Origin of the sequence: Pedobacter sp. N36a (assembly GCF_014472395.1) — a bacterium.
GTDB lineage: Bacteria > Bacteroidota > Bacteroidia > Sphingobacteriales > Sphingobacteriaceae > Pedobacter.
This window is the reverse complement of sequence record NZ_JACSZW010000001.1, coordinates 325,436-351,626: the sequence shown is the minus strand read 5'-3', so window position 1 is coordinate 351,626 and position 26,191 is coordinate 325,436. Positions and strand designations below refer to the sequence as shown.

The 26,191-nt window shown below is 40.3% G+C and carries 25 protein-coding genes; 17 read left to right on the top strand and 8 right to left on the bottom strand.

Annotation, left to right across the window (positions count from 1 at the left end; genetic code table 11):
* Positions 1 to 7: 7 nt before the first annotated feature.
* Positions 8 to 790, bottom strand: a complete 783-nt coding sequence (locus H9X96_RS23045; RefSeq protein WP_187664610.1) for a LytTR family DNA-binding domain-containing protein — start codon at positions 788 to 790, stop codon at positions 8 to 10.
* A gap of 229 nt (positions 791 to 1,019) precedes the next feature.
* Here H9X96_RS23045 and H9X96_RS01680 point away from each other — a divergent pair, with 229 nt between their 5' ends.
* Together H9X96_RS01680 and H9X96_RS01675 are read left to right on the top strand one after the other, a co-directional pair.
* Positions 1,020 to 1,736 (top strand): ferritin-like domain-containing protein, encoded by a 717-nt coding sequence (locus H9X96_RS01680; RefSeq protein WP_187664609.1) that lies wholly within the window; start codon positions 1,020 to 1,022, stop codon positions 1,734 to 1,736.
* 17 nt (positions 1,737 to 1,753) lie between these two features.
* Complete coding sequence (locus H9X96_RS01675) at positions 1,754 to 2,599, top strand: ferritin-like domain-containing protein (RefSeq protein WP_187664608.1); 846 nt, start codon at positions 1,754 to 1,756, stop codon at positions 2,597 to 2,599.
* A gap of 87 nt (positions 2,600 to 2,686) precedes the next feature.
* On the opposite strand, the gene mqnC is transcribed toward H9X96_RS01675, so the two are convergent.
* Complete coding sequence (gene mqnC, locus H9X96_RS01670; RefSeq protein ID WP_187664607.1) at positions 2,687 to 3,811, bottom strand: cyclic dehypoxanthinyl futalosine synthase; 1,125 nt, start codon at positions 3,809 to 3,811, stop codon at positions 2,687 to 2,689.
* Between the two features lie 98 nt (positions 3,812 to 3,909).
* Between mqnC and H9X96_RS01665 the strand changes: the two genes are divergently transcribed.
* On the top strand, positions 3,910 to 5,154 hold the full coding sequence (locus tag H9X96_RS01665) for a pitrilysin family protein (protein ID WP_187664606.1): 1,245 nt from the start codon (positions 3,910 to 3,912) through the stop codon (positions 5,152 to 5,154).
* The gene (locus H9X96_RS01660) at positions 5,147 to 6,421 is read left to right on the top strand and encodes a pitrilysin family protein (protein ID WP_187664605.1); all 1,275 of its coding nucleotides are present in this window, start codon (positions 5,147 to 5,149) and stop codon (positions 6,419 to 6,421) included. Before H9X96_RS01665 ends, H9X96_RS01660 begins: the two co-directional genes overlap by 8 nt.
* A 30-nt stretch (positions 6,422 to 6,451) precedes the next feature.
* Here the strand turns inward: H9X96_RS01660 and H9X96_RS01655 are convergent, their stop codons facing one another.
* Positions 6,452 to 6,601 (bottom strand): hypothetical protein, encoded by a 150-nt coding sequence (locus tag H9X96_RS01655; protein WP_187664604.1) that lies wholly within the window; start codon positions 6,599 to 6,601, stop codon positions 6,452 to 6,454.
* 356 nt (positions 6,602 to 6,957) lie between these two features.
* On the opposite strand from H9X96_RS01655, the gene H9X96_RS01650 reads away from it, so the two are divergent.
* The gene (locus tag H9X96_RS01650; protein ID WP_187664603.1) at positions 6,958 to 7,434 is read left to right on the top strand and encodes a GNAT family N-acetyltransferase; all 477 of its coding nucleotides are present in this window, start codon (positions 6,958 to 6,960) and stop codon (positions 7,432 to 7,434) included.
* Positions 7,435 to 7,438: 4 nt separating this feature from the next.
* Here H9X96_RS01650 and H9X96_RS01645 read toward each other — a convergent pair whose 3' ends face one another.
* Entirely contained in the window at positions 7,439 to 8,254 is an 816-nt protein-coding gene (locus H9X96_RS01645) for an AraC family transcriptional regulator (RefSeq protein ID WP_187664602.1), read from the bottom strand.
* Between the two features lie 85 nt (positions 8,255 to 8,339).
* Here H9X96_RS01645 and H9X96_RS01640 point away from each other — a divergent pair, with 85 nt between their 5' ends.
* The 3 genes from H9X96_RS01640 to H9X96_RS01630 are packed head-to-tail and all read left to right on the top strand — an operon-like array spanning position 8,340 to position 12,331.
* Positions 8,340 to 9,680, top strand: a complete 1,341-nt coding sequence (locus tag H9X96_RS01640; protein WP_187664601.1) for a TolC family protein — start codon at positions 8,340 to 8,342, stop codon at positions 9,678 to 9,680.
* Between the two features lies 1 nt (position 9,681).
* Positions 9,682 to 10,743: an HlyD family secretion protein gene (locus tag H9X96_RS01635; RefSeq protein WP_187664600.1), complete on the top strand. Its 1,062-nt coding sequence runs from the start codon at positions 9,682 to 9,684 to the stop codon at positions 10,741 to 10,743.
* A complete protein-coding gene (locus H9X96_RS01630; protein ID WP_187664599.1) occupies positions 10,736 to 12,331 on the top strand; it encodes an MFS transporter in 1,596 nt (531 codons plus the stop codon). Before H9X96_RS01635 ends, H9X96_RS01630 begins: the two co-directional genes overlap by 8 nt.
* 119 nt (positions 12,332 to 12,450) lie before the next feature.
* Here H9X96_RS01630 and H9X96_RS01625 read toward each other — a convergent pair whose 3' ends face one another.
* Positions 12,451 to 13,398: a ketopantoate reductase family protein gene (locus tag H9X96_RS01625; protein WP_187664598.1), complete on the bottom strand. Its 948-nt coding sequence runs from the start codon at positions 13,396 to 13,398 to the stop codon at positions 12,451 to 12,453.
* Positions 13,399 to 13,499: 101 nt separating this feature from the next.
* Between H9X96_RS01625 and H9X96_RS01620 the strand changes: the two genes are divergently transcribed.
* Together H9X96_RS01620 and H9X96_RS01615 are read left to right on the top strand one after the other, a co-directional pair.
* On the top strand, positions 13,500 to 14,381 hold the full coding sequence (locus H9X96_RS01620; RefSeq protein ID WP_187664597.1) for an alpha/beta hydrolase: 882 nt from the start codon (positions 13,500 to 13,502) through the stop codon (positions 14,379 to 14,381).
* Between the two features lie 5 nt (positions 14,382 to 14,386).
* Positions 14,387 to 14,545: a hypothetical protein gene (locus tag H9X96_RS01615; protein ID WP_187664596.1), complete on the top strand. Its 159-nt coding sequence runs from the start codon at positions 14,387 to 14,389 to the stop codon at positions 14,543 to 14,545.
* 58 nt (positions 14,546 to 14,603) lie between these two features.
* On the opposite strand, the gene H9X96_RS01610 is transcribed toward H9X96_RS01615, so the two are convergent.
* Positions 14,604 to 15,023, bottom strand: coding sequence for a GNAT family N-acetyltransferase (locus H9X96_RS01610; RefSeq protein ID WP_187664595.1), 420 nt, complete (start codon positions 15,021 to 15,023; stop codon positions 14,604 to 14,606).
* 99 nt (positions 15,024 to 15,122) lie between these two features.
* Here H9X96_RS01610 and H9X96_RS01605 point away from each other — a divergent pair, with 99 nt between their 5' ends.
* A complete protein-coding gene (locus H9X96_RS01605; RefSeq protein ID WP_187664594.1) occupies positions 15,123 to 15,854 on the top strand; it encodes a PDZ domain-containing protein in 732 nt (243 codons plus the stop codon).
* 292 nt (positions 15,855 to 16,146) lie between these two features.
* Positions 16,147 to 17,622, top strand: coding sequence for an IMP dehydrogenase (guaB, locus tag H9X96_RS01600; protein WP_187664593.1), 1,476 nt, complete (start codon positions 16,147 to 16,149; stop codon positions 17,620 to 17,622).
* Positions 17,623 to 17,696: 74 nt separating this feature from the next.
* Here the strand turns inward: guaB and H9X96_RS01595 are convergent, their stop codons facing one another.
* On the bottom strand, positions 17,697 to 18,404 hold the full coding sequence (locus H9X96_RS01595; protein WP_187664592.1) for a hypothetical protein: 708 nt from the start codon (positions 18,402 to 18,404) through the stop codon (positions 17,697 to 17,699).
* Positions 18,405 to 18,484: 80 nt separating this feature from the next.
* On the opposite strand from H9X96_RS01595, the gene H9X96_RS01590 reads away from it, so the two are divergent.
* Entirely contained in the window at positions 18,485 to 19,180 is a 696-nt protein-coding gene (locus H9X96_RS01590) for a diphthine--ammonia ligase (protein ID WP_187664591.1), read from the top strand.
* Positions 19,181 to 19,241: 61 nt separating this feature from the next.
* Here the strand turns inward: H9X96_RS01590 and H9X96_RS01585 are convergent, their stop codons facing one another.
* On the bottom strand, positions 19,242 to 20,555 hold the full coding sequence (locus H9X96_RS01585) for a TIGR00341 family protein (protein ID WP_187664590.1): 1,314 nt from the start codon (positions 20,553 to 20,555) through the stop codon (positions 19,242 to 19,244).
* 212 nt (positions 20,556 to 20,767) lie between these two features.
* Between H9X96_RS01585 and H9X96_RS01580 the strand changes: the two genes are divergently transcribed.
* The 4 genes from H9X96_RS01580 (at position 20,768) to H9X96_RS01565 (ending at position 26,185) form a co-directional block, all read left to right on the top strand.
* The gene (locus tag H9X96_RS01580) at positions 20,768 to 22,396 is read left to right on the top strand and encodes an acyl-CoA carboxylase subunit beta (protein ID WP_187664589.1); all 1,629 of its coding nucleotides are present in this window, start codon (positions 20,768 to 20,770) and stop codon (positions 22,394 to 22,396) included.
* A gap of 125 nt (positions 22,397 to 22,521) precedes the next feature.
* The gene (trxB, locus tag H9X96_RS01575; protein ID WP_187664588.1) at positions 22,522 to 23,484 is read left to right on the top strand and encodes a thioredoxin-disulfide reductase; all 963 of its coding nucleotides are present in this window, start codon (positions 22,522 to 22,524) and stop codon (positions 23,482 to 23,484) included.
* Positions 23,485 to 23,619: 135 nt separating this feature from the next.
* A complete protein-coding gene (locus H9X96_RS01570; RefSeq protein WP_187664587.1) occupies positions 23,620 to 25,521 on the top strand; it encodes a beta-N-acetylhexosaminidase in 1,902 nt (633 codons plus the stop codon).
* 37 nt (positions 25,522 to 25,558) lie between these two features.
* Complete coding sequence (locus H9X96_RS01565) at positions 25,559 to 26,185, top strand: hypothetical protein (protein WP_187664586.1); 627 nt, start codon at positions 25,559 to 25,561, stop codon at positions 26,183 to 26,185.
* Positions 26,186 to 26,191: the final 6 nt, after the last annotated feature.

The following is a 26,191-nucleotide window of genomic DNA, read 5'->3' as shown; positions in this document are numbered from 1 at the left end:
TTTTCTATTAAGATCTATCACTTTCAATTCTGATATAGGATTTAACTTTTTCCGCAAAATCACTGGCACGTCTTCTGGAAACGGCAATCTTTTCGCCGTTTTTCAAAAGTACTTCTACACCATTTTTCGAATTGTATTCCTTTAAGTAGTTCAGGTTCACAATACTTGACTTATGGATGCGAACGAACTGCTGCTCAGGAAGGATTTCTTCATATTCTTTTAAGACCTTAGAAACGGTAATCTTTTCTTTATTAGCCAGATGGAAGACAGAATAATTGCTGTCTGCCTCAATATGAATAATATCGTTGATGTCAATTAAAGAATAGCCCTGACCATTCGGCAGACTAATTTTTCGGATTTCTGAGCGGTCTGCAAGATTCGCAGCCAGGTTCTGTAAACTTTCATTCCTGTTGTATTCTTTTTTATTCAGCGCGATGTATTTTCCTGCCTTTTCCACCGCCAGTTTAAGCTCATCGATATCAATAGGTTTCAACAGATAATCCAATGCATTGGCTTTGATGGCCCTCAGTGCATATTGATCAAAGGCGGTCGTAAAGATCACATGAGAATTGTACTGCTGTGCCTGAGGGATCAGTTCAAATCCGTTTTCACCGGGCATAGCAATATCCAGAAAGATCAGATCGATCTGGTTATTGCTCAAAAGCAGCCTCGCTTCAGCTACAGATTTTGCAATCCCGGCGATATGAATGTGCTCGCAATTCTCCTGAACCAGGAAATATAGAGAGGATCGGGCAAATTCTTCATCATCAACAATAATTGTATTTAGCACTTCTATGGGGTTTATAGGGTCAATTTATTAAAAAAATGAGGGATGTAAGAATATTTTTTGAGCAGTTTGAAAACCAGGGGTTCATTTCTACCGTAAGTGCCTCTATAAAACCTAAGAAATTTTAGAAAACTAAAACCTGCGCAGGTAAGTTTCATAAACTTTTGAATTAAAAATTAGAATTATGATTTGCAGATGCAAAATCGTGATTTTTTAACCCAAAGCTACAACTATGAAAAACTTACACGATGAAAAAGAAGTGCTGCAAGAGGAACGCAGTATTCTTACCGCTCCGTTGCAACGCCGTTCATTTCTGCAATTTGCAGGTGCAGGCGCGGCAGGTATCGCTTTGATCGCCGCCGGATGTAAAAAAGATAAAAACATCATTGATAATGGTGGAAGTATGGGAGGCGTCACCCTTGATTTTAAAGACGATGTAGGCGTATTAAATTATGCTTATGCCCTGGAACAATTAGAGGCTGCATTTTATGTTCAGGTAGCCGCCACTCCGTATGCTAATATTAGTGCTCCAGAGCTTGCCTATTTTAAAGACATACAGTTTCATGAAATTGCACACCGTGAATTTTTAAAAAATGCGTTGGGCGCGTCTGCAATCGCGGGATTGGAAGTTGACTTCTCAAAAATCAATTTCGCAGATAGAACCAGTGTATTGGGCACAGCAAAAGCTTTCGAAGATTTAGGCGTTTCCGCTTATAATGGAGCTGGAAAATTATTGAAAAGTACAACTTACCTGACTTTGGCTGGAAAGATTGTTTCTGTAGAAGCGCGTCATGCTGCCTACATCAGAGAGCTGATTTCCCCAAACTCCTTCTCTAACTTAGAAGTAGTCGATGCCGTAAACGGATTAGAGACTTCCCGTGACCCAAAAGCGGTACTGGCTATTGCCGGTGGGTTTGTTAAAACAAAAATCAACGTGATTAATTTATAGCCTTAACCTGAAACATCATGAATATCGTCGATATATTAGAAGAAATTGAAAAAGTAGATGGAGAAGTGTATGAACGCTTTAGTCCACGTAGAACTGCAATGAAGGAATTCTTCAATGTAGGAAAAAAAATAAGTCTGGCTGCAGTTCCATTGGCACTCGGCTCTATGTTTAACAAAGCATATGGACAAAGTACTTTACCGGCTAATGTGAAAGCAGTATTGCAATTTGCCTTAACTCTGGAACATTTTGAAGCTGCGTTTTATACTCAGGCGCTGAAAACTACTGGTGGTGCGGATTTCTCCGGATCTAAGCAGGCAACGCTGGATAAAGCAGCTATTGGGATCATCTCTGCGCATGAAACTTCACACGTTAACTTTTTAAAAGGAGTGATTGGTGCAGATGCAGTTACCGCTAAACCTAGTTACGACTGGACTGCGAGTGGTGCTTTTCCAAATCCCTTTGCAGTGGGTAATTACGGTATTTTTCTTGCTGTTGCCCAGGCTTTGGAAGATACTGGAGTTCGTGCCTATAAAGGTCAGGCTCCAGCATTAGTGGGGCAGGGAGGCGTGTTAGAAGCAGCATTGAATATTCATTCTGTGGAAGCCCGTCATGCTGCAAAAATCCGATACATGCGTGCACAAAATGGAGTTTCTATTAAACCATGGATAACTGGTGGTAATGATAGTGGTGTTCCAAATGCAGCAGCAGTATATGCAGGAGAAGAAAATGTGATCCAGGCAGGATTAACGATTACTGGAATTAACGGAACTGCAGTAACTGCGAATGCCGCTTCAGAATCATTTGATGAGCCATTAACTACACAGCAAGTATTAGATATTGTGAAGCTATTTGGGGTTTCTTAAATAACATAGGGATTTGTTTAGGTTTAAGATGGGGGGAGGAGCAAGTGCTCCTTCCCTTTTTTCTTTTAGTGATCGATCAGCTACTCTTTAATAATTGATCACCTGTTCTTCTAAATGTTCTGGAAGGTCGCGGTAATTGTACTGCTGGCCGCGAAGCTGAGGCTCGAAACCTGCTTCTCTGATCGCATCCTGAATGCCTTTCGCAGTAAAACGGTGTGGCGCACCAGCGGCAGAAACAACATTTTCCTCAATCATAATCGATCCAAAATCATTGGCACCTGCATGTAAACATAGCTCCGCTACATTTTTACCTACCGTAAGCCAGGAAGCCTGAATATTTTTAATGTTAGGCAGCATAATTCTGCTCAGTGCAAGCATTCTGATGTACTCATCTCCCGAAACATTATTACTGATGCCTCTTAATCGCTTCAATAAAGTGCCATCATCCTGGAAAGGCCATGGGATAAAGGCAAGGAAACCTTTGGCATCTGCTGGTTTTTCGCTCTGTACTTCCCTGATCCAAACCAAGTGTTCAAAACGTTCCTCAATGGTTTCCACATGACCAAACATCATGGTTGCTGAGGTGGTGATGTCGAGCTGATGCGCTGCACGCATCACGTCTAACCATTCTTTTCCACCGCATTTGCCTTTGGAAATCAACCTTCTCACACGATCGTTCAGAATTTCAGCACCTGCACCAGGCAAGGAATCCATTCCGGCTGCTTTTAAAGCACTTAAAACTTCGGTATGGGAAATTCCTTCCAGTTTAGCCACATGGGCAATTTCCGGCGGACCTAAAGCATGGAGCTTCAAATCAGGATATAACTCTTTTAACTTTCTAAATAGATCGGCATAAAATTTCAGTCCTAGGTCTGGATGGTGCCCACCCTGCAATAACAACTGATCTCCGCCTAATCTGAAAGTCTCTTCAATTTTAACTTTATAAGTTTCAATGTCAGTGATATAGCTTTCGTCATGTCCTGGTCTTCTAAAGAAGTTACAGAATTTGCAATTTGCTATACATACATTGGTAGTGTTTACATTACGGTCTATCTGCCAGGTGACTTTCCCGCTAGGTACTTGTTTTTTCCTAAGTTCATTGGCCACATAGGCCAGTTCGGCAGTTGACGCATGGTGATACAGAAAAACGCCTTCTTCTTGTGTAAGAAAGTCGAATTTTAGCGCCCTATGCAATAATTCGGCTGTATTCATACTGCAAATATACCATAAGTTCCTTTCTTTTTATTTCACATTATTATCACATTTCCCTTTTGCTTTATGCTTATCTTTGACAGATTATTGATATACATATGGTAGATTTTAACCGTTTTACATTGGCCAATGGATTGCGTGTCCTGGTACACGAAGATGATACAACGCCTATGGCGGTGTTGAACATTCTATATGACGTTGGTGCAAGAGACGAAGAACAAGATAAAACCGGCTTTGCCCATTTATTTGAACACCTGATGTTTGGCGGTTCTGTAAATATTCCCAGCTATGATGAGCCTTTGCAAAGAGTTGGCGGTGAAAACAATGCTTTCACCAGCAATGACATCACCAACTATTACATCACCTTGCCGGCTACAAATCTGGAAACTGCTTTCTGGCTGGAAAGTGACCGCATGCTGAGTCTTGCTTTTTCAGAGAAAAGTCTGGAAACACAACGAAATGTGGTTTGTGAAGAGTTCAAACAAAGGTACTTGAATCAACCTTACGGTGATGTTTGGTTGAAGCTGAGACCACTTGCTTATAAAGAACACCCTTACCGCTGGGCAACTATCGGTCAAGATTTAAAGCAGATCGAAGATGCCAAAATGGAAGATGTAAAAGCATTTTTCAAAAAACATTACCACCCGAAGAATGCCATTATGGTAGTTGGAGGAAATGTGAAAACAGAAGAAGTCAAAGCATTGGCTGAAAAGTGGTTCGCGTCGATCCCTGCTGGGGAACAAACCGATAGAAATCTTCCTGTAGAACCACAGCAAACTGCAGCCCGTGAGGAAACAGTGGTGGCAGAAGTACCATTGAATGCGATTTATATGGCTTTCCAAATGCCTGACCGTGCCGATAAAGATTATCAGGTTTACGACCTGATGTCTGATATCCTTTCTCAGGGTCAATCGTCCAGATTATACAATAGCCTATTGAAAGAACAGCAATTGTTCAGTGATATTCATGCTTACTTAACTGGAAGTATAGACAAAGGTTTATTCATCGTTGAGGGTAAATTAGTAGAAGGGGTGACGATGGAAGCAGCAGAAGCCGCGATCTGGAAAGAACTGAATGCTATTGCTGCCGAAGAAGTGACAATAGATGAGCTGACTAAGGTAAAAAACAAGTCGGAATCTATCATCGTATTTGCAGAAATGAGCCTTTTAGATAAGGCCATGAACCTGGCTTATTACGAGCTGCTAGGGGATGCAAATATGCTCAACACAGAGATCGACAGGTACCATGAAGTGACTTCATCGCGTATTTTGGAGGTGGCAAAACGCACCTTCGTTAAAGAACAGTCTTCAATTTTATACTATTTAACTGCCCAAGATGCTTAACCGTACATTAGCCCCTGAATCAAAACAGGTAGAGGAAATAAATTTTATACAGCCATTAAAACAGCAGCTGGATAATGGAATCCCGGTATTTACCATCAATGCTGGTAAACAGGAACTGGTACGTATTGAGTTTATCTTTGAAAACGTAAACTGGGACCAGAATAAACCTTTGCAGGCGGTTACAGTGAGCCACCTGATCAATAATGGAACGGCAAAATTAACGGCCAAAGAGATTGCTGAAAAAGTAGACTATTATGGTGCTTTCCTGCAAACAGAATATGGTGCAGACCAGTCGAGCGTAAAAGTGTATACCTTGAATAAACACCTGGCTGCGGTATTACCGATTTTGCAATCCATTCTTAATGAGAGTGTTTTCCCTCAGCAGGAGTTGGATATTTATGTGCAGAATCAAAAGCAATCTTTACAGGTTAGCTTGCAAAAAAATGACTTCCTAGCCAGAAAGCATTTTGCCCATGCTATTTTTGGAGATTCCAGCTATGGCTCAAATATCTCAGCTACAGATTACGAAGCCATACAGCAGGCAGATTTACTCAGCTACTTTAAAGCAGCTTATAAACCTGAAAACTGTACCATCTTTGTGGCAGGTAAGTTTGAACAATCAGAGTTTGATTTGTTGAATAGTATTTTAGGGAAAACCTGGAATAACAACGAAGCATCTGTCCTCAATAAATTTGACTTTTCTCCGGTAGCGGGGAAGGAGCTGCTGATTGAAAAAGCAGATGCGATCCAATCGGCCATCCGTATGGGCGCATTAGCCATCACCAGGAAACATAGAGATTTCCCTGGATTTCAGGTGATGAACTGTTTGTTGGGTGGATATTTCGGATCTCGTTTAATGGCCAACATTCGCGAGGATAAAGGATATACTTATGGGATCGGCTCTGCAATTGTTTCTTTAAAAGATGCTGGTTATTTCTTTATCGCTACGGAAGTAGGGACAGAGGTTTGTGGCAACACCTTGATTGAAATCGAGAAAGAGATTGATTTATTAAAATCCGAATTGGTTTCGGAAGAAGAATTGAACCTGGTACGTAACTATATGTTAGGTTCTATGTTAGGCAGTTTAGAAAATGCATTTTCTCATGCAGATAAGTTTAAAAACGCCTATTTTTCTGGCTTAGATTACACATATTACGAGAACTATATCAAAACCGTGAAAACGATCACTCCAGAAGATTTAAAACAACTGGCAAATCAATACTTGAATACTGCTGATTTTAGTAAAGTAATTGTAGGAAAGAAATAAGCATATTTTTTATGAAAATTGTCCTGGCTGTTAGCGCTTAGCCAGGACAATTTTTTGTTTATCGGCCTGATGCAGCTTTTTACGAAAAGCCACATCATCATTATATCTTTCTGCAGGATAGGTTTTATTAGAGATGATGATCTTGCGCTGGTAAGTCAGTGTGTTATCTTTGATGACCACGTTTCCCCCGTCGGCTTAATGTCAAATTCTATAGGATTTATCTTCCCAAATTTGGAGGTTTTTACTTCTTTCCCGTTTTCCTGAGCAAAGGTATAAAGGGAAGTCATGAACAGTATGGACTTGATTTTATTCATGAGCGTTAATTTGATAGGGCAATATAAATACTTTTTCTCTATAGTAAAAAAAACATGATGTTTTTTATTTTTATAATAAAGTAATTATCTTGATGTTGCTCGTAACGAATGATAATTAGACCTTTTACGGCTGAAATTGATTTTTCCACAATTATCTAAACTATTAAATACAGATGAATTATTTGTTGATATTTGTGCCCAATTAAAATCTTTAAGCTAAATATGTCTCCGATTAAAATAGATGTGAACGACCTGACTTACAAAATAAATCCTGATTTGTCGACGATCGACTGGACTTACGTATGTGAGTTATTTGATAAGGTGGATTGGAGAACAAGGGTAGAAGCAGACATAGAAGCAGCTTTCAGAAGAAGCAGCTGGACTTTATTCATTTATAAGGGAGATCAGCTGATTGCGTTTGGAAGAACCATAGACGATGGCAGGTATTATGCCATTCTTGCAGATATCATTGTGGATCCTGATTTTCAGGGAAATGGACTGGGTAAATACCTGGTAAATACGTTAAATGAAAAGCTGGGCGACAATTATCATTTCGTTAACCTGACTGCCGCTCCTGGTAAAGGTGATTTTTATAAAAGTCTGGGTTGGAAAAAACAGTCTACCTGTTACATCTGGCCACAAGGACCGAAACAAAAAAGACTGCATACTGAGCCAGATCCGGAAGAACCGACTGCGTAATTCGCTAATCTGTGCTGAGGCTAGCAGTTTTCAGCGCCCTAAACGAAGAAGGTCTCCTTCCGGTCATCTTGAAAAAGGTATTACTGAAGGAGGAGATACTGTCGTAACCTACCTCATAAGCGATCTCACTTATTGTCAGATCGCTTTCTAATAACTTTTCCATTGCCTTAGTGATCCTGACCAACTTCAGGTATTGAAAAAAAGAAATATCCAGAGAAGCCAGGAAAATACGCGATAACGTGCGTTCGGAAAAACCGGTTACTGCGGCAATACTTTCCAGCGTTAAATCTTCTGACAAATGCTGATGAATATATTGCAAAGCAGGGCGCAAACGCTCATTGTCGGTGGTAGGAACCACAATTGGAAGCGGATGTTTGCTGATGTCTGGCAGGATGTTTTTTAGTGTATTTAAGAAATCATACTGAGCGCTCCCAGGAACAATATTTCCATTCCAAAGTTCCGAGTATTTCAGCATTTCCAATAACAAATTATTCACAGGATAAATGCCGATGCGATCGAAAAAAGGATCCTGGTTTAAGTCATCATGGGCAAAATAGATATTTCTTACCACCGCAGAGCGATAGCGGTGTTCCAAGTGGTGCGCAACTCCTGCAGGAATCCAGAGGTAATGACGGCCCGGTAAAAAGTACGACTTGTCGTTCGCGTATAGAAAAATTACTCCACCTTCCACATAAGTCAGCTGACCTTTGAAATGTTGGTGGTGACGAAAGCGGTCTTCAAACTTACTATGCCATACATAGGTACTTTTTGGCTGTTCATCTATGGCCGATAAAAGGCTTTCTTTACTGTTATGATCCATATGGCTGGTTTGAACAAATATATGTCACTTTAGATAAAATAAAGAAAGAAATGTTAACCGAAATTTGTAGCATTAAATAATATATATGAATTATAGCTCGTATAAAAGAACATTTCTCGGCGGAATGACCCTTCTTTTATCCTCTCTTTTTACCCATGCACAAGGGCCTGTGGATAGCGGAAATCCACTTTCAATTCGCCAGGTTTGGCAGCTTACAGATAGCAACAGCAGGAAGATACAAATGACACACCTTGATGTGCTAGCTTCCGAGGCAGGAATTAAAGCAGCCAAATCAGAAAGGCTGCCAGAAATTGCGGCAAACGGTGTATTGGCGCACATCTTTAAAATGCCCATTTATGAAAATGGTTTGTTTCATACACCCACGCAATTTCCAGTAGAGCCAAAGTATTATAAAATATCCGGCGATGCTTACCTGAACCTTTACAATGGTGGTAAAACCAATCGTGAAATCGAAGCTTCAAAGACGGAAACGGAGTTGGCAATTGCCAAAAAGAACCTGAATAAGCAGGAAATACATTTCCTTGCTGCGGTGTATTTCTATGATGTTTACCGCAATCAGTCGTATCAGACGCTGCTGCTGCAAGACATTAAAGACAGGGAAAAACAACTGCAGGAAATCAATGTACTATATAAAAATGGGACGGTCCTTAAAAGCGATGTGCTGCGTGCAGAACTGCGCTTGTCGAAGCAAAAAATGATGCTGACAGAAATTCAAAACAGCATCCATATTGCAGAGCAGAAGCTCAATATACTAATAGGAAGGGCTGATGATACGCCTCTAATACCTGTTATTTCTGATCAGGAAAATGATCCGGTTTTAATCAAGGGATTGGCCAATTACCTCGCAGCTGGACAATCGAATTCTTTTAAGCTGCAGATCTCTGAGAAAGAACAAAAACTTAGGGTGTTGAAATTGAAACAGGTAAAATCTAATATCCTGCCTTCTGTTGGCTTGTTCGGTGAATATATGCTGGCCTATCCGCAGATCCAGTTTTATCCTTATGCACTTGCACCATATCGCAATGGTATGGCCGGTATCAAATTGAAAATCCCTATTTCTAACCTTTATACCAATAAACACAAGGTTAAAGTAGCAGAGATTAAACTCCATCAACAGGAAGTAGAAGACGAAGAGGTGAAAGACAATATCCGTCAGGAAGTACAGGAGAACTACATCCGTTATACAGAGTCATTGAAACGAATTGAAGTAGCAAATGAAAACATTAAACAAGCTGCAGAGAGTTATCGAATCGTACAGAATACCTATTTCAATCAGTTGTCTTTACTGACGGATTTACTGGATGCAGAAACCCAGCTTTTGCAATCGCGTTTTGAACTGACAACTGCCAAAGTAAATGCCAAAATACAATACTATCAATTAGAAAAAGCTGTAGGAAACCTATAATATGAACACGCAAACACAAAATAAAACAGATAAAAGAATTTCAGTAGTCACGACGGTCATTGCGGCTATAGTGATGGTCGTTTTGTTGGTCTGGGGAGGCAAAACGGTCTTCAGTTATTTACGTTTTGAAGAAACCAATGATGCCCAGATAGAGGAATACATCAATCCAGTTACTGCAAGAGTAAATGGATATATTAAATCTGTTCGTTATATCGAAAATCAAGAGGTTAAAAAGGGAGATACGCTGGTCGTGATTGATGACAGTGATTATACCGTACAGCAAGAGGAAGCTGCAGCTTCGCTTTCCAATGCAAAAGCCCAGGTTTCTGTATTGCAGAGCAATGTGCAAACGGCTAGTACACTTGCAAGTGCAAGTAAATCAAAAATTGCGGCAGCCAAAGCAAAATTATGGAAGCAACAGGCAGATTATGATCGCTATAAAAAACTATTTGAGGCAGAATCAGCTACCCGTCAGCAGTTAGAGCGTATGCAAAGTATGCTGGAAGTAGCACAAGCGGAGTACAATGCCGCTCAGGAAGACTATGCCGCGGCAATTTCTAAAACGAACGACATAAAAGTGCAGTCAGCAGTGCTCCTTTCTGAAATCCAACGTAGAGAAGCAGTATTAAAAAGAAATCATTTGAATACTTCTTACACTGTGATTTTAGCACCTTATAACGGTAAAATGGGTAGGAGGACCATTCAGCCGGGACAATTGCTGCAAAGCGGGCAAACGATCGCTTATATCGTAGACAAAGATGCAGGAAAATGGGTGATTGCAAATTTTAAAGAAACGCAGATCGGAAAAATGTATGTCGGTGAACCTGTGACTATTCAAGTAGACGCCTTCCCGGGTCAGTCCTTTAAAGGGAAAATAGAGTCTCTTTCTGCAGCAACAGGTTCCAGGTTTTCTTTATTACCTCCTGATAATGCCACTGGTAATTTTGTGAAAATAGCGCAACGTATTCCGGTAAGAATCCGTCTGGAAGGTGCAGATGCCTCCTTAACAAAATTAAACGCTGGAATGAGCGCAACTGTTCAGATCAAAAAAGACCATGAGTAAATCACTGCCCATTTTTAAATCATGGGTTCCAGAATGGCTCATCAAGCTGAGCATTTTGTTACTGCTGCTGTCCTCAGTATTATTGTTCGCCTTATCTACTGCAGATGGGGCAGCAGCTGCTGGATATTATGGTATGGAACCTGCAGATGTGCAATTTTCCTTATTACTGTTTTATGCCGCAGTAGCCAGCTTTGCAGGGGTAGAACGACGTTTTCTTGAGCGAATCATCACCAAAGATTACCTCCTGATCTGTATTGTGCTCGAAATCCTGATCGCTTATTGCTGTTACCATACCCGGGAAATATGGCTCGTTTTTACCTTTAGATTTCTACAGGGAATTGTCAATTGCGGTATTACCAGTATTTGTCTGACGCTATTGTTTGGAAGATTAAAATCTGAACATTCCAGAGAAATAGGGTACACGATATTTTATGGAATGATTCTGTGTGTATCGCCGGTTACGGCATTATTTGCTGCACCTTTAGTAGAGAATTTTGAATATAATGTCTTGTATAAAGCAATTATCTTTTGCTTTTTGCCGACCGCAGCTTTGCTGTTTTCGATTTTAAACCGTGTGCACCTGATTCGTAAAAAACCTTTATACCAACTGGATTGGGCCAGTTTTTTGCTTTTTGTCATCCTGCTGATCCTTATTGCTTACGTATTAATATATGGCCAGCAAAAAGATTGGCTAGAAGATCATAGCATTGTTTACAGCCTATTGTCTATTTTCAGCTTGGCTGTTCTTTCTGTTTTGCGACAGAAAGCTTTAAAGCGTCCTACCGTCAATCTTTCCGTATTCAAGTATCGCAATTTTAGTATCGGAATTGTGTTTTTAGTGATTTTATATTTGGTCAGAGGTGCTTTTACTTTAACGAGTACTTACTTTATCATGGTATTGGGAATGGATTCCTTACATGCAAATGAGCTCATGATCTTCAATATTCTAGGGATTATTGCAGGCTCTTGTATGGCGATTCGCTTCTTAATTCTGCAAAAAATGCTCCGGGTATTATGGGTTGCTGGATTTACATTGTTAGCGGTTTTTTTTACGCTGATGTGCTTTCTGTTTGCAACAGAAGCAGATGCCAGTACTTTTATCCTGCCGTTATTTTTGCAAGGGCTGGGTGCAGGAATGGTGATGTCGCCAATAGTGATGTTTATCGTGTCGGCAGTTCCAGTTCAAATGAGCCAATCTGCAGCATCAGTAGGGGTATTGGTGCGTTTCTCAGCCTTCAGCCTGAGTCTCGCCTTGATGAATTATTTTCAATTGTATTTTAAAGGAAGCCATAACAATGACATGAGGGGCGGATTAACGGTGTTGGATTTAGGTTTCTCTGAGCGATTAACGGGCTATCAAAACGCGCTCACCAGTCATGGAATGTTAAAAGATGAAGCAGCAAAAGTTGCAGTTGGACTCCTAAATAAATCCGTGCAAAAACAAGCATTTCTCCAATATTGTGTCAACTATTACGAGATCATTACTGCACTTTGTTTGTTTACTATCGTGTGGATTGCACTTCAGCCAGTGATCAGTAGAACGATCATTAATGTGAAAGGTAAAAGACCAGCTGCTGCAGGGTTTTAAAAAGAAAAACAGGGCTCCACAAATGGGCGCTTTCACACTTTATAAAAAGACAATTCAGTATTCATCAAAAGATAAGGCCTGCTTTTTTTTGATGAATACTGAATTACGGATCATTCCTATCAACTGATCTTTCCTGATTTTATTTCTTCATATATTCTGTTGCTTTCCAGCACGGGAAGCTCCAGTATTTTTCCATAATCTATAATTGCACCGGCAAATAATTCCAGTTCCGTATGTTCCTTTCCCGATTGAATATCCAGCTGTAATGAAGTAGGGGTGCTGTAAGGAAAAGTAGCTGCTTTCTGGAAAGTTTTTTCTATAATGTCAGCTGGAATAGCTATGTTTTTTTTGTTCGCAATTGCTTTAATTTCTTCCATAATCCAGGTTGCTCTTTCACGTAATTTCGGGAATTCATTGATTTGACCAATCGACTGATTATATCGGGCAGAAACCAGTCCAAAGCTTGCTATGAAGAAGAATTTTGTCCAGATGTCAGGGAAAGCATCCTGCTTATATTGAACGTCAATACCCGCGGATTTCATTAAATCTATTAATTTCTCTGCATTGTAATCCGGATGCCTTGGGTCATTGCCAACTAGAATTTTACCTGCATTTCCTTTATGTTCTACAGTTCCTCGTTCTTTAATATGAGAAGCCACATACACACAGGCAGGAAGTACAATTCCAGTACTGATTACCTTCCTGATCCGCTCATAAATATCTACTCCGTTCATTAAAGGTAAAATCACGGTATCGGCTTTAATTTTGTCTTTTAACTGCAGACAAATTTTTTCCAGATCATATTCTTTGACACAGATTAAGAATACATCTGTTGCAGGTATTTCTCTTAAGTCAGCATAAATTTCCGCAGGATGAGCTATTGGATTTTCATGTTCAGGAGATAATAAGCGGAGTCCGTCTTTCTTCACAATTTCATAGGTTTCTCCTCTGGCCACAAAAGTGATCCTGGTATCTTCTTGATTTGAATAGCGTTGCGCCAATTTAAATCCGAAATAACCACCAACTCCGCCCAGGCCAATAATAGTAATTTTTGATGATGTTTTCATTTGTAGGTATAGTAAAATGTGTGCTGCAAATTATCATATTTAATCATTGGTTTTGGTTTTTTTGTGTCAAATGATCACTATTTTTGAAAAAACACCTATTTATGAAATACCTGTATTCCCTTTTTATTTTGGGACTTTTTACGACTATTGATTCCAGCGCACAACAAAAGAAACCTGCCCGAAAAACCACCACTATCACCACCTCAACAACAACGAGGTCAACCACCAGCGAAAAAACTGAAAGCCGCCCTTTTTCTATTGGCCGGACAGATAAAATTCAATCGAGCATACTTGGCGAAAGCAGAACACTAAATATCTACCTGCCCGATGGCTACCATATTGATTCTGCAAAAAATTATCCGGTAATTTACCTGCTGGATGGTTCCGCAAATGAAGATTTTGTACACGTTGCCGGCCTGACTCAGTTTTTAAGCATGACGGAAACTATGCCTGCATCGATTGTAGTAGGTATTGCTAACGTGGATAGAAAAAGAGACTATACCTTTCCTAGTACAATTGCAGCGGACATTAAAGATTACCCTACTACGGGACATTCGGAAAAGTTCATCAATTTTATCGGAAAAGAGTTGCAGCCCTATATCGAAAAGAACTATCAAACAAATGCTAGTAAAATGTTGATTGGCCAAAGCCTTGGTGGCCTTTTAGCGACAGAAATATTGTTGAAATCGCCAGCGCTATTCCATCAATACATGATTGTGAGTCCAAGTCTATGGTGGGATAATGAATCTTTACTGGCCAAAGCACCAGAACTCTTGAGATCATTGCCAGCTGCAAAGACCAAAGTTTATGTTGCGGTAGGAAAAGAAGGAGCAGTGATGGAGGATGATGCGAAAAAGCTAGCAGAAACTTTAAAGACCACTAATTTAGAAGTTCATTTTGTGTATTTTCCGGAAGGAAACCATGCCAATGTATTACACAACGCTTTGTACAAAGGCTTTGAGCTTTTTAATCCCAAAAAATAATCTAAATGAAGCCGATAATTACTTCCAGCCTTATAGTGGATCAGTTGAGTATAAATGATGCTTCATTTATGCAGGAACTGCTAAATACAAGGGGCTGGAAGCAGTTTATTGGCGAGCGGAATGTGCATGATCTGACTTTTGGAGAAGTTGGGGATGGTATTTAAGGAGGAAACTAGCAGAGATTCCGAAATCTTACTAAGATATGGGCTAATGCTAAAAAGATCAGCGCCTCAAATAGGCCATACCTTTTGAGGCAGGTAAAGTGTCTTTGAAGCCAAATTTCTCATATAAAAACGAGGCATCCCCATCCGCGATTAAGCTGATGTAACAAGAAACGGGTAATTCATTATTGATAAATTCCATGAGTTTCTCCATAATCGATTTACCTATTCCTTTGCCCTGATATTCTGGCAATACGCACATGTCAGTAATCTGACAATGGCAGCCGCCATCACCGGTAATCCTACCCATGCCGATGTATTTTCCAACTTGTTCCGGATCGGACACCAATACTTCACAGACAGAGTTTTTTAGACCTATTTCTGCTGCTTCCAGTGTTTTAGGACTCAGGCCTGAGTCTTTTCTTAAGTTTAGATAAGTGGTTAATGGGATCTTTTTAAATTCTGCCTGATAAGTCGTCATAAATCTATAATTTGAATGTTCAAATGTAATGTTTTTAGCCTGCTGGCTTAACAATTTGTTTATACTGCATCCTTAATTTTGTAGGGTTAACGCTGTCCTATGAAATTTAAAAGCCTGTGTTACTGTGTGGTTATGCTCCTGTTGTTTGTGGCCTGTAAAAAGGATAAATCCACACCCATTTATCCAGAAGGAAGTCATGAACAGATCAATACCTGGATCTTAGACAGCCTTCGAAAGTATTATTACTGGGCTGATGTCTTGCCTAAAACAGCAGGGCTCGAACAAACACCACCAGCATTTTTTAATTCCATCAGGAATTCAGCAGACCGGTTTTCCTGGCTTTATCTGGACAGTGACGCCAGTACTTTTGCGATAAACACCCGCGCTTTATACGGTTTTGACTATGCCGCATTTGAAGAACCAGCGAGCAAGCAGGTACTCTGCGTTGTTAAATCTGTCTTGAAGGGATCTCCCGCAGAGCGATATGGCTTGAAAAGAGGTGATTATATCCGAAAAATTAATAGGCAGGAATTTAGTAAAGATCGGATTCTGGCCTTGGAAAAAGAACTGATCAGTGGTCGAAGCACTCAGCTGACTTTAGCAAAGTTTCAGGATGGGGTATTTGATGGAGATCGGGAACTGAATATGATCGCTGGATTAACACCTTATGCCCAGCCAGCCATTTATCAAACTATGGAAAGCGGAGGAAAGCATATCGGCTACATTTATCTCGATGATTTTTCGATTGGAACATTAAACAGAATACTGCCCATATTTTCTCAATTTAAAAAGACATTGCTCAGTACTTCAAATAGTATACCTATATATTAAGCTCGATTCGTCATGTTGGCTTGCTGACATGACGTTATTGTGTTTTTGTGATTTTTTCTATTTTAGCTTCATGACGATCGATATGAAGAGTTCATGCAGCTGATGACTCCAGAAAATAGGGAAAACAATGCATCACTGGCGGAGGAGCACTAGCAATTTCTTTACTGCAGTTAAGAAATGTTAATCTCTTGTAATCTTTTGGTTAAAACTGCCCATATTTGCAGACCTGTTGCGTATTTGCAATAATAATCGTATGTTTGCCCGGCAAATAGTAACTCCTAAATTATTTGCTATGCAACTCGATCCCAATAAATTTATATCTGAAGGTTTAACATACGATGACGTATTGTTAGTACCTGCATATTCTGAAGTTCTGCCACGTGACGTGGATACCGGAAGTTTTTTAACTAAAAAAATACGTTTAAATGTACCTGTAGTTTCTGCAGCAATGGATACCGTAACTGAAGCTGGTTTGGCAATTGCCATCGCGCAGGCAGGTGGTATCGGAATGCTGCATAAGAACATGAGCATCGAACGTCAGGCTGAAGAAGTTAGAAAAGTAAAACGTTCAGAAAGTGGAATGATCCAGGATCCTGTTACACTAAATGCAGATGCTAGAGTAGCAGATGCATTCCAGATCATGAAGGATTTCAAAATAGGTGGAATTCCTGTGATTGATGCCGACAATAAATTGGTAGGTATCATCACCAACAGAGATCTACGTTTCCAAAAAGACATGCAACGTAAAGTCTCAGAAGTGATGACCAGAGAAAATCTGATCACTGCTCCGGAAGGTACGACGCTTTTACAAGCAGAAGAAATCTTACAAGATTATAAAATTGAAAAGTTACCTGTAATTAATGCAGAAGGGCACCTTGCAGGTTTAATCACTTTCAAAGACATCCAAAAATATAAAAACTACCCTAAAGCCTGTAAAGACGAACGTGGAAGACTACGCGTTGGTGCAGCTGTAGGTGTAGCAGCTGACAATATCGATCGTGTGGCGGCATTAGTAGCCGCAGGAGTAGACGTAGTAACCGTTGATACGGCGCATGGTCACTCTAAAGGAGTAATTGATATGGTAAAAGCCATTAAAGCTCGTTTCCCTGATTTACAGGTGATCGCTGGAAATATCGCTACCGCAGACGCCGCAAGAGCATTGGCAGAAGCTGGTGCAGATGCAGTTAAAGTTGGTATTGGTCCAGGTTCTATTTGTACCACAAGAATCATCGCTGGTGTTGGTGTACCTCAATTGTATGCAGTTTTTGAGTGTGCACAAGCATTAATTGGCACAGGAATTCCTGTAATCGCTGATGGTGGTATCAAACAAACCGGTGATATTGTAAAAGCAATCGCCGCAGGAGCAAGCTGTATTATGGCAGGCTCATTGTTCGCAGGAGTAGAAGAATCTCCAGGTGAAACGATCATCTATGAAGGACGTAAATTTAAATCTTACCGTGGTATGGGCTCTGTAGAGGCAATGCAGCAAGGATCTAAAGACCGTTATTTCCAGGATGAAGAAGATGTAGTGACCAAATTAGTTCCGGAAGGAATCGTTGGACGCGTTCCTTACAAAGGTACTTTAGCAGAAGTAATCTATCAGTATGTTGGTGGATTGAGAGCTGGAATGCACTACTGTGGAGCTGCAACTATTGATGATCTTCAGAAAGCGAAATTTGTACGCATCACTGCTGCAGGGATGAGAGAAAGTCATCCACATGATATTTCTATCACTAAAGAATCACCAAACTACTCTAGCAGAAGCTAGTGTATGGATCATAGCAAAAGGGGGTATCCATGATTTGGATACCCCCTTTTGTATTTTAAAGTAATAGGTTTTTATTATAAGAATTCGTCAGGGCTGATTTCCCAGGTCCATGGCTTCTTAAAACTTTGAAAAGTACGCAAGTTTTTTAATGGGAAATCCTGAGTAACTGTTTTATTAACTACCCTGCTCTGATGGCCGAGTCCGGTAGTAACCATCCGCTTCTGGTTCACAAAGTCGTACTGCTTGTCCGTCAGTTCCCCAGAATTCTCATTGTAATAGTAATTACTTGCTTTTTCCAGGGTCCAGTTCTTTTCCTGGTATTTGAAGTTATATTTTAATTTCCAGCGCCATTCTCCGCCTCCCTGAAAGGATAAAGAAAGCTGTCCTTGCTCAATGCCCATTGGACGCAAAGGATCGCCCATCTTACCGCCTTCTTCCGACCGTAAAATGAAGTTGTTGTTCTGGGTAGCCAGCTGATAACCGTTCCTGGTTTTAAAATAGATAGCCAGTATCCTTGGTTTTTGAATTTCGGTGATGAGGTCTGTAGTATTATCACCATAAGCCCTGCTTTCGCGTATTTCCTGATGGTATTCTAAAATAACAGCCAAGTCCTTTACCTGATCCTGATTCAGATCTCCGGATACAGAATCCAGTAATTTCCATTTTGCAGGAACCATATCGGCTAACGATTTCCCTTGATTTGCTAAGGTCGGAAACTTGAAATTCTGTGCGTAAACCGCAGTCTGGCAGCCTAGAAGAAATAGAATAATTTTTAGTTTCATACATTTAATATAACGTTCATACCACTAAAAAAGTGTCTTTATTGAATCAGCAATAGAATTTCTTGTAATATTGCAGCCTCATGGATAAAAAGATTAGCCTCTTTAACTGGAGTGGCGGAAAAGATAGCTGCCTGGCATTACATCATACTTTAGCAGCCAATACTTTCGAGGTTCGCTGTTTATTGACTACCGTAAATGAAGCTTTTAATAGGGTGAGTATGCATGGAGTAAGGGAAGCTTTACTCATTGCCCAGGCAGAAAGTATAGGCATTCCGTTGTACCAAGTGCGCTTGTCAGCCTCGCCAACCATGGAGGCGTATGAAGAAAGCATGCACAAACATCTGGACACACTTCGTAGTAAGGGTGTGGAATATTCAATTTTTGGAGATATTTTTCTGGAAGACCTGAGAACGTACCGGGAGCAAGAACTCAGGAAAATAGGGTTAAACGCAGTATTCCCGTTATGGAAACGTGATACAAAGGAACTGATTGCTGAGTTTATCACGCTGGGATACCGAACAATTGTAGTTTGTGCCCAGAAAGGATTGGAAGATTTCTGTGGAAGAGTCATTGATGAGCATTTTATCGCCGATTTACCTGCCGGGATTGATCCTTGCGGCGAGAACGGAGAGTTTCACACCTTTGTTTTTGATGGTCCGATTTTTAAGCATCCAATACAATTCAGTCTCGGAGAAAAAGTATACAAAGAGTTTCCAAAACCTAAGGCTGAAGAAGGGGAGACCTCAGGGTATTGGTACATTGATTTGCTGCCCTAAAGGATGACAGATGAATGCTGATATAAGTTAAATGCCTGTTCTTTGCTGGCTGATGGAGATTTTACAAAACAATCAGCTTTAAAGAATCTGCTTTTACCCTGCTTTTCAGCCATAACCTCAGCCGATCCTGATCAGCTATTGGAATCGGCTTATAAAAAGAAGCGACCACCATTGTTAGTGTATCTGATTTATTAGTGTCCAGTCTGTTAAATACAGTGTTGCTGATGCTGTAATCTTTTAAATCTGGATAAAGCACGCGAAGCTCCGGCTTTAAGTCTGGAAGGAGCAATTGCAATGGGTCATTAACAGCGGCAGATTCCTTACTACTTTTAAATACATCTTCCAGAATACTGGCTTTAATCTGGGAAAGATCCACCTCATTTTTTGCATTCAAGCCTTGTCTGATCACCAGCTTTGTACCTTTCAACTGATAATTCGAAAGCTTTTGGTTTAAAGAATCCAATTCCAGCTTGGAAAGTTCTGCACCCAGCAATAATAAGTCAATTTCACTTCCTTTTCTGTGGAACTTCAGATTTTTTGAAATCACTTGTGTATTCTTATAATTCAATTGCTGACTGATAAACCTATTCGCATTGTTTTCAAAAATGCTTTTACCGACAATCTGATAAGTAAGGTAAATACTTGGAGCGATCGTAATCATCACAACGATCAGGATATAACGACTTACTTTTTGTTCATCCTCTATGTTTTCAAAGGTTCTCTTTTTAAATTTTAGGTAACGAACGATCAGAAAGGTAGACACGCAAATAAAGACACTATTGATGAAGTAAAGGTAAATAGCCCCCATAAAATAGTATAGATTTCCTGTGGCAATCCCGAATCCGGCAGTACATAATGGAGGCATTAAGGCTGTTGCGATGGCTACACCTGGAATTACATTGCTTTTTTCTTTTCTGGTAGCAGCTACAATACCCGCTAATCCACCTAAAGTGGCAATAAAAACATCCCATATGGAAGGGAAAGTTCTGGCTAATAACTCGGAAGAAGTCTCATGAAGTGGGGTAAATGTAAAATATAGCGTGGAAGCAATAATACTGATAATGGTGGCCAGGGTTAAGTTTCTAAGCCCTTTTTTAACCAGGTCAAAGTCGTTAGTGCCGATCCCAAGGCCAATTCCTACAATAGGTCCCATCAATGGGGAAATCAGCATGGCGCCAATAATCACTGCGGTGGAGTTTACATTTAGCCCTATACAGGCTACAAAAATTGCGAAAATCAAAGTCCATAAATTGGCCCCTTTAAAAGCTACATTCTTCTTAATAGAAGCGATGGTTTCTGCCTGCGGAGCGCTGTCTTCCTGTAAGTTGAACCGATAATTGAAAAACTTCTTGACTACGCTGTATAGATCATTCATGGCCTTTATTTTTTAAATTATCGCAATTATTGATCCTAAAAATTACTAGATTATTTCTAATGGATTACTTTGTGAATTTTAAAGGGTAAAAGAAGATAATGGGTAAAAATAATTGGCAGAAATTTCTAGCTGCAAAGTAAACAAATCAAAGCTTTATACCAAAGCCCGAAACGGACTTTTGTTTCATTGGAAAATAGATTTAACTTGCCCAAATGAATATAGAATTCAACAAAAATGAAGATTTGAATAAGCAGTCGGTTTACGAGTTGAAAACGAGGCTTAAAAAGATATATGAAGGTGGGGGAGCAAAGAATGCAGCAAAGCAAAAAGATAAAGGGAAGCTTTTAGCGCGTGAGCGCATCGCTTATTTAATCGATAAAGAAAGCGAATTTTTGGAAGTCGGTGCTTTTGCTGCGGATGGCATGTATGCCGAGCAAGGGGGATGCCCTTCTGCTGGTGTCGTTGCTGGAATCGGTTATGTTTCCGGCAGACAATGCATGATCATCGCCAATGATGCCACGGTAAAAGCCGGTGCATGGTTTCCTATGACTGCCAAAAAGAATTTAAGGGCGCAAGAGATTGCCATGGAAAATCGTTTGCCTGTCATTTATCTGGTAGACAGTGCCGGGGTATACCTTCCGATGCAAGATGAAATTTTCCCTGATAAAGAACACTTCGGAAGAATGTTCAGGAACAACGCCCTGATGTCTGCGGATGGAATCGTACAGATTTCTGCAATCATGGGTTCCTGTGTTGCCGGAGGTGCTTACCTGCCGATTATGAGCGATGAAGCGATGATTGTAGATGGTACAGGATCTGTCTTTCTTGCGGGCTCTTACCTGGTGAAATCAGCCATTGGAGAGGATATCGACAATGAAACTTTAGGTGGCGCAACTACCCATTGTGAGATTTCTGGTGTAACCGATTATAAACACCCCAACGACCAGGCTTGTCTGGATAGCATTCGCAACATCATGAGCATGCTGGGTAAACCGGAGGTTGCAGGATTTGACCGGATTAAACCGGAAATGCCAAAACTGAATCCGGAAGATATTTACGGAATGCTGCCGGAAAGCAGGGAGAAACCTTATGATATGCTGGAAATCATTCATCGCTTAGTAGATGGTTCCAATTTTGACGAGTACAAACAACTGTATGGTCAAAGCATCATCTGTGGATTGGGCAGGGTAGATGGCTGGGCAGTAGGTATTGTGGCTAACCAGCGAAAAGTAGTGAAGTCAAAAAAAGGAGAGATGCAGTTTGGCGGCGTAATCTATTCGGATAGTGCCGATAAAGCAGCCCGCTTCATTATGAACTGTAACCAGAAGAAAATTCCTTTGGTATTTTTACAGGATGTGACCGGGTTTATGGTAGGGAGTAGGTCTGAGCAAGGGGGGATCATTAAAGATGGAGCAAAAATGGTGAATGCTGTGGCCAACTCTGTAGTACCTAAATTCACGATCGTATTGGGTAATTCTTATGGCGCAGGTAACTATGCGATGTGTGGCAAAGCCTATGATCCACGATTGATCTATGCCTGGCCGAGTGCTAAAATAGCGGTAATGGGCGGGTCTCAGGCGGCAAAAGTACTGCTGCAGATCCAGGAAGCGTCTTTAAAAGCAAAAGGAGAAACCATTACTCCAGAGAAAGAAGCAGAACTTCTAAAAGAAATTACAGATCGGTATAACAGTCAGACGACACCATATTATGCCGCTTCCAGGCTTTGGGTGGATGGCGTAATCGATCCACTGGAAACGCGGAAGGTGATTTCTATGGGCATAGAGGCTGCAAATCAATCGCCAATTAAAAAAGCTTTTAATGTAGGTATTATTCAAACCTAATTTTTCCGAACAAATCATCCGGTATCATTTTATAATCGCTGCCTCATAATGCGGCCTTCTGGCGCAATGGGACTTGCTAAGCGTTGTAGAAAAGTGTAATTTTGTAGTATAACAGAAAAAATAATATGTCACAAGAAATAGAACACGTTAAATGTTTGATTATAGGTTCCGGCCCGGCAGGATATACCGCAGCAATTTATGCCGCTCGTGCAGAACTGAAACCAGTAATGTATACTGGTATGGAGCCAGGTGGGCAATTGACACAAACCACAGACGTTGATAATTTTCCAGGTTATCCTGGTGGAGTAATGGGTCCTGAAATGATGGAAGATTTCCGTAAGCAAGCAGAACGCTTTGGAACTGACATTCGTTTTGGTTACGTAAGTTCAGTGGATTTTTCTTCAATGCCACATAAAGTAGTAGTAGATGATATTAAAACCATTACTGCAGATACGGTAATTATCTCAACTGGCGCCACCGCAAAATGGTTAGGCTTGCCTTCTGAGCAAAAATATAATGGCTTTGGTGTTTCTGCCTGTGCAGTTTGCGACGGTTTCTTCTTTAAAGGACTGGATGTAGCCATCGTTGGTGCTGGTGATACTGCAGCAGAAGAAGCAACTTACCTAGCTAAACTTTGTAAAAAAGTATACATGCTGGTAAGAAGAGACGAATTCAGAGCCTCAAAAGCAATGGTAAGCAGGGTGCTAAATACTCCTAATATTGAAATCATTTACCATACGGAAACTCAGGAAATCTTGGGTAATGGTAAAAATGTTACTGCGGTAAGGGTATTAAACAACCAAACTGGTGTGGAATCTGAGATTCCTGTAGATGGTTTCTTCGTGGCCATCGGTCATAAGCCAAATACAGACATCTTTAAAGGATGGTTAGATATGGATGAAACCGGTTATCTTAAAACTATTCCGGGATCAACAAAAACTAATGTAGAAGGTGTTTTTGCTGCTGGTGATGTACAGGATCATTATTACCGTCAGGCAGTAACTGCCGCTGGTTCAGGATGTATGGCTGCTTTAGATGCAGAACGTTACCTGGCTGCTAAAGAAGATGAGGTAAAAGTTTTATCTTAATCGACAACAATATTGTTTGAAAAGGCGGAATTCGTAAGAATTCCGTTTTTTTTTGTATCAAAGGTTTTTTTTATCTTGTGCAGTCAATTTAAAACTGCGCTCGATTAACCAAACTAAAAAACACAAGAAAAACAAATGAAGAAATTATTTACAATTGTTCTGTTGGCATTTATTGCAATAGAAGCTTCTGCACAGCAGGATCAAAACATGGGGATTATTCCCGCTCCGGTATCTGTAAAGAAGTCCAATGGTAACTTTAAATTGGATAAAACGGTAGTTTTAATCTCCAATGAACCGAAAAACTCGAGAATGGCAGACCTATTCAATGCTTTTGTAGCCAATAAAGCTGGATTTGCATTAAGACCAGCTAAAGCAGCAGCAGGGAATGAAAGAGCGATCATCCTCACTTCTGTAGGTGCTGATAAATTGCCTGCCGAAGGGTATAAAATTAATATTACAGACAAGAACATCACAATTGTTGGTTCAGAAGCAGGTTTGTTTTATGGATTAAAATCTATGATGCAGCTGATGCCTGAAAAAGCAAACAACCAGGTATTGATCTCTACAGCAGAAATCAACGATTACCCACGTTTCAAATACAGAGGAATGCACCTGGACGTATCTCGTCACATGTATCCGGTCGCACTGGTTAAGAAATACATCGACGTGATGTCTGACTATAAAATGAACAATTTCCACTGGCATTTAACAGATGATCAAGGATGGAGAATCGAAATCAAAAAATACCCTAGATTAACCGAAGTTGGTGGTAAAAGAAATGGAACCATCATCGGTCATCATCCAGGTGTCGCTACAGATCATAAAGAATATAAAGGTTATTACACGCAAAATGAAGTGAAAGACGTGATTGCTTATGCTGCGGCTAGGTATATCAATGTGGTTCCTGAAATTGAACTTCCTGGTCATGCTTCAGCAGCAATTGCCGCTTATCCAGAATTGAGCTGTTTCCCGGAAAGAGATACTTTTGTAGATGCAAAAACACCATGGTCGGGCAGCAGAAAAGGAAAACAAGTACAACAAACATTCGGTGTATTTGATGACGTATTCGTGCCTAGCGACAACACTTTCAAGTTCCTTGAAAATGTATTAGATGAAGTCATCGCTTTATTCCCCTCTAAATATATCCACATCGGTGGTGATGAATGTCCTAAAGAATACTGGAAAGAAAGTGCTTTCTGCCAGAAAATGATTAAAGACTTGAACCTGAAAGATGAGCACGGATTACAGAGCTATTTCATCCAAAGAATTGAAAAACATGTAAATGCAAAAGGCCGTCAGATCATCGGATGGGATGAGATCTTAGAAGGCGGATTAGCTCCAAATGCAACGGTAATGTCTTGGAGAGGTACTGAAGGCGGTATTGCCGCAGCACAGCAAAATCATGATGTGATCATGACGCCTAACGGTGGTGGTTTATATTTCGATCATAAACAATCTACTTCTGAGGATGAACCAACAAATATTGGCGGCCTTTCTAATTATGCGAAGGTTTACAACTATGATCCAATGCCAAAAGAACTGACAGCAGATCAGCAGAAATATATCATCGGTGTTCAGGCTAACTTATGGACAGAATACATCCAGACACCTGCAAAAGTGGAATACATGATCCTGCCAAGAATTTTCTCTCTTGCGGAAATTGCCTGGTCACAGCCAGAACGTAAAGACTTGAAAAATTTCTCCGAAGAACGTCTTCCTGTCCATTTGGCCAGATTAGATAAAACAGGAACTAACTATTGGGTACCTACACCACTGGGATTAAATGAAAAGGTAATCAATGGAGAAACGATCAGTATTGATCTGAAAGAACCAATGCCAGGAGCTAATATCTACTATACCCTAGACCTTACCCGTCCTTCAACAGCGGCAAACTTGTATACTAAGGGAATGAAAGTGATCGTTCCTAAAGGAGAAAAACGCGTATTGAAAACAATCGTGATCACTCCAACGGGTAAACAAAGTGTCGTTACAGAAACCATTCTGAACAATGGTGCTGCTGATGTAAAAACGAAATAGGCTGCAAAACGAAATACATTGCAAAATAAATATAAAAATGAAACCAGGTAAATATCTCCTAAAGCTGCCCCTGTTATTTGCAGGACTGCTTTTATTGGCCGCTTGCGGGAACAGTACATCTGAAAAGATAGCTGCTCCATCGATCACCGCCAACACCGCTGAAGCAAAAAAAACGCAGGGTCAGTTTCCCTTTTACAAGGACATTGCCATCCGACCAGGGGTTAACTTTGAAGTAGTCAGCTGGGGAAAAGGCGCGGATAGCATTGGGGGATACCTGATTCTTTTGTCAGATACGCTAAGAAATAATTATAAATCTTTTTCTAATGAACGTAAAGGAATCATTACTGATGCCTGGAATATGGACCTTGACAATGATGGTAACCCAGAAATTTACATAGAGTTACTAAGCAAGAAAAATGTGCTGGATCTGAATGTATATGAGTACGCTGGTGGAGAATTCAGGAAAATCAACTTCCCTCCATTGAGCGCTTCCATGAAGAAAAATTATGCTGGTGGAGATAAGTTTATCATTAAAAACGGAGACCTTTTCCGGTCTTTTCCTGTAAAAGATGATAAAGATACTACCCATAAGGCGGGGACAGTTAAAATGCTGCAATACCGGTTAAATGGAAACAGCTTTTCAACCAATGAAATAAAAGAATAGCGAGAT

Bases quoted from the DNA above. Each gene is read 5' to 3' on its own strand.
- H9X96_RS01620 (WP_187664597.1), top strand. From the start codon at position 13,500: ATGAAATACCTGTATTCCCTTTTTATTTTGGGACTTTTTACGACTATT.
- H9X96_RS01680 (WP_187664609.1), top strand. From the start codon at position 1,020: ATGAAAAACTTACACGATGAAAAAGAAGTGCTGCAAGAGGAACGCAGT.
- H9X96_RS01605 (WP_187664594.1), top strand. From the start codon at position 15,123: ATGAAATTTAAAAGCCTGTGTTACTGTGTGGTTATGCTCCTGTTGTTT.
- H9X96_RS01630 (WP_187664599.1), top strand. From the start codon at position 10,736: ATGAGTAAATCACTGCCCATTTTTAAATCATGGGTTCCAGAATGGCTC.
- H9X96_RS01635 (WP_187664600.1), top strand. From the start codon at position 9,682: ATGAACACGCAAACACAAAATAAAACAGATAAAAGAATTTCAGTAGTC.
- H9X96_RS01675 (WP_187664608.1), top strand. From the start codon at position 1,754: ATGAATATCGTCGATATATTAGAAGAAATTGAAAAAGTAGATGGAGAA.
- H9X96_RS01585 (WP_187664590.1), bottom strand. From the start codon at position 20,555: ATGAATGATCTATACAGCGTAGTCAAGAAGTTTTTCAATTATCGGTTC.
- H9X96_RS01580 (WP_187664589.1), top strand. From the start codon at position 20,768: ATGAATATAGAATTCAACAAAAATGAAGATTTGAATAAGCAGTCGGTT.
- H9X96_RS01615 (WP_187664596.1), top strand. From the start codon at position 14,387: ATGAAGCCGATAATTACTTCCAGCCTTATAGTGGATCAGTTGAGTATA.
- H9X96_RS01590 (WP_187664591.1), top strand. From the start codon at position 18,485: ATGGATAAAAAGATTAGCCTCTTTAACTGGAGTGGCGGAAAAGATAGC.
- H9X96_RS01665 (WP_187664606.1), top strand. From the start codon at position 3,910: ATGGTAGATTTTAACCGTTTTACATTGGCCAATGGATTGCGTGTCCTG.
- H9X96_RS01660 (WP_187664605.1), top strand. From the start codon at position 5,147: ATGCTTAACCGTACATTAGCCCCTGAATCAAAACAGGTAGAGGAAATA.
- H9X96_RS01570 (WP_187664587.1), top strand. From the start codon at position 23,620: ATGAAGAAATTATTTACAATTGTTCTGTTGGCATTTATTGCAATAGAA.
- H9X96_RS01640 (WP_187664601.1), top strand. From the start codon at position 8,340: ATGAATTATAGCTCGTATAAAAGAACATTTCTCGGCGGAATGACCCTT.
- guaB (WP_187664593.1), top strand. From the start codon at position 16,147: ATGCAACTCGATCCCAATAAATTTATATCTGAAGGTTTAACATACGAT.
- H9X96_RS01610 (WP_187664595.1), bottom strand. From the start codon at position 15,023: ATGACGACTTATCAGGCAGAATTTAAAAAGATCCCATTAACCACTTAT.
- mqnC (WP_187664607.1), bottom strand. From the start codon at position 3,811: ATGAATACAGCCGAATTATTGCATAGGGCGCTAAAATTCGACTTTCTT.
- H9X96_RS01625 (WP_187664598.1), bottom strand. From the start codon at position 13,398: ATGAAAACATCATCAAAAATTACTATTATTGGCCTGGGCGGAGTTGGT.
- H9X96_RS01650 (WP_187664603.1), top strand. From the start codon at position 6,958: ATGTCTCCGATTAAAATAGATGTGAACGACCTGACTTACAAAATAAAT.
- H9X96_RS01645 (WP_187664602.1), bottom strand. From the start codon at position 8,254: ATGGATCATAACAGTAAAGAAAGCCTTTTATCGGCCATAGATGAACAG.
- H9X96_RS01595 (WP_187664592.1), bottom strand. From the start codon at position 18,404: ATGAAACTAAAAATTATTCTATTTCTTCTAGGCTGCCAGACTGCGGTT.
- H9X96_RS01565 (WP_187664586.1), top strand. From the start codon at position 25,559: ATGAAACCAGGTAAATATCTCCTAAAGCTGCCCCTGTTATTTGCAGGA.
- trxB (WP_187664588.1), top strand. From the start codon at position 22,522: ATGTCACAAGAAATAGAACACGTTAAATGTTTGATTATAGGTTCCGGC.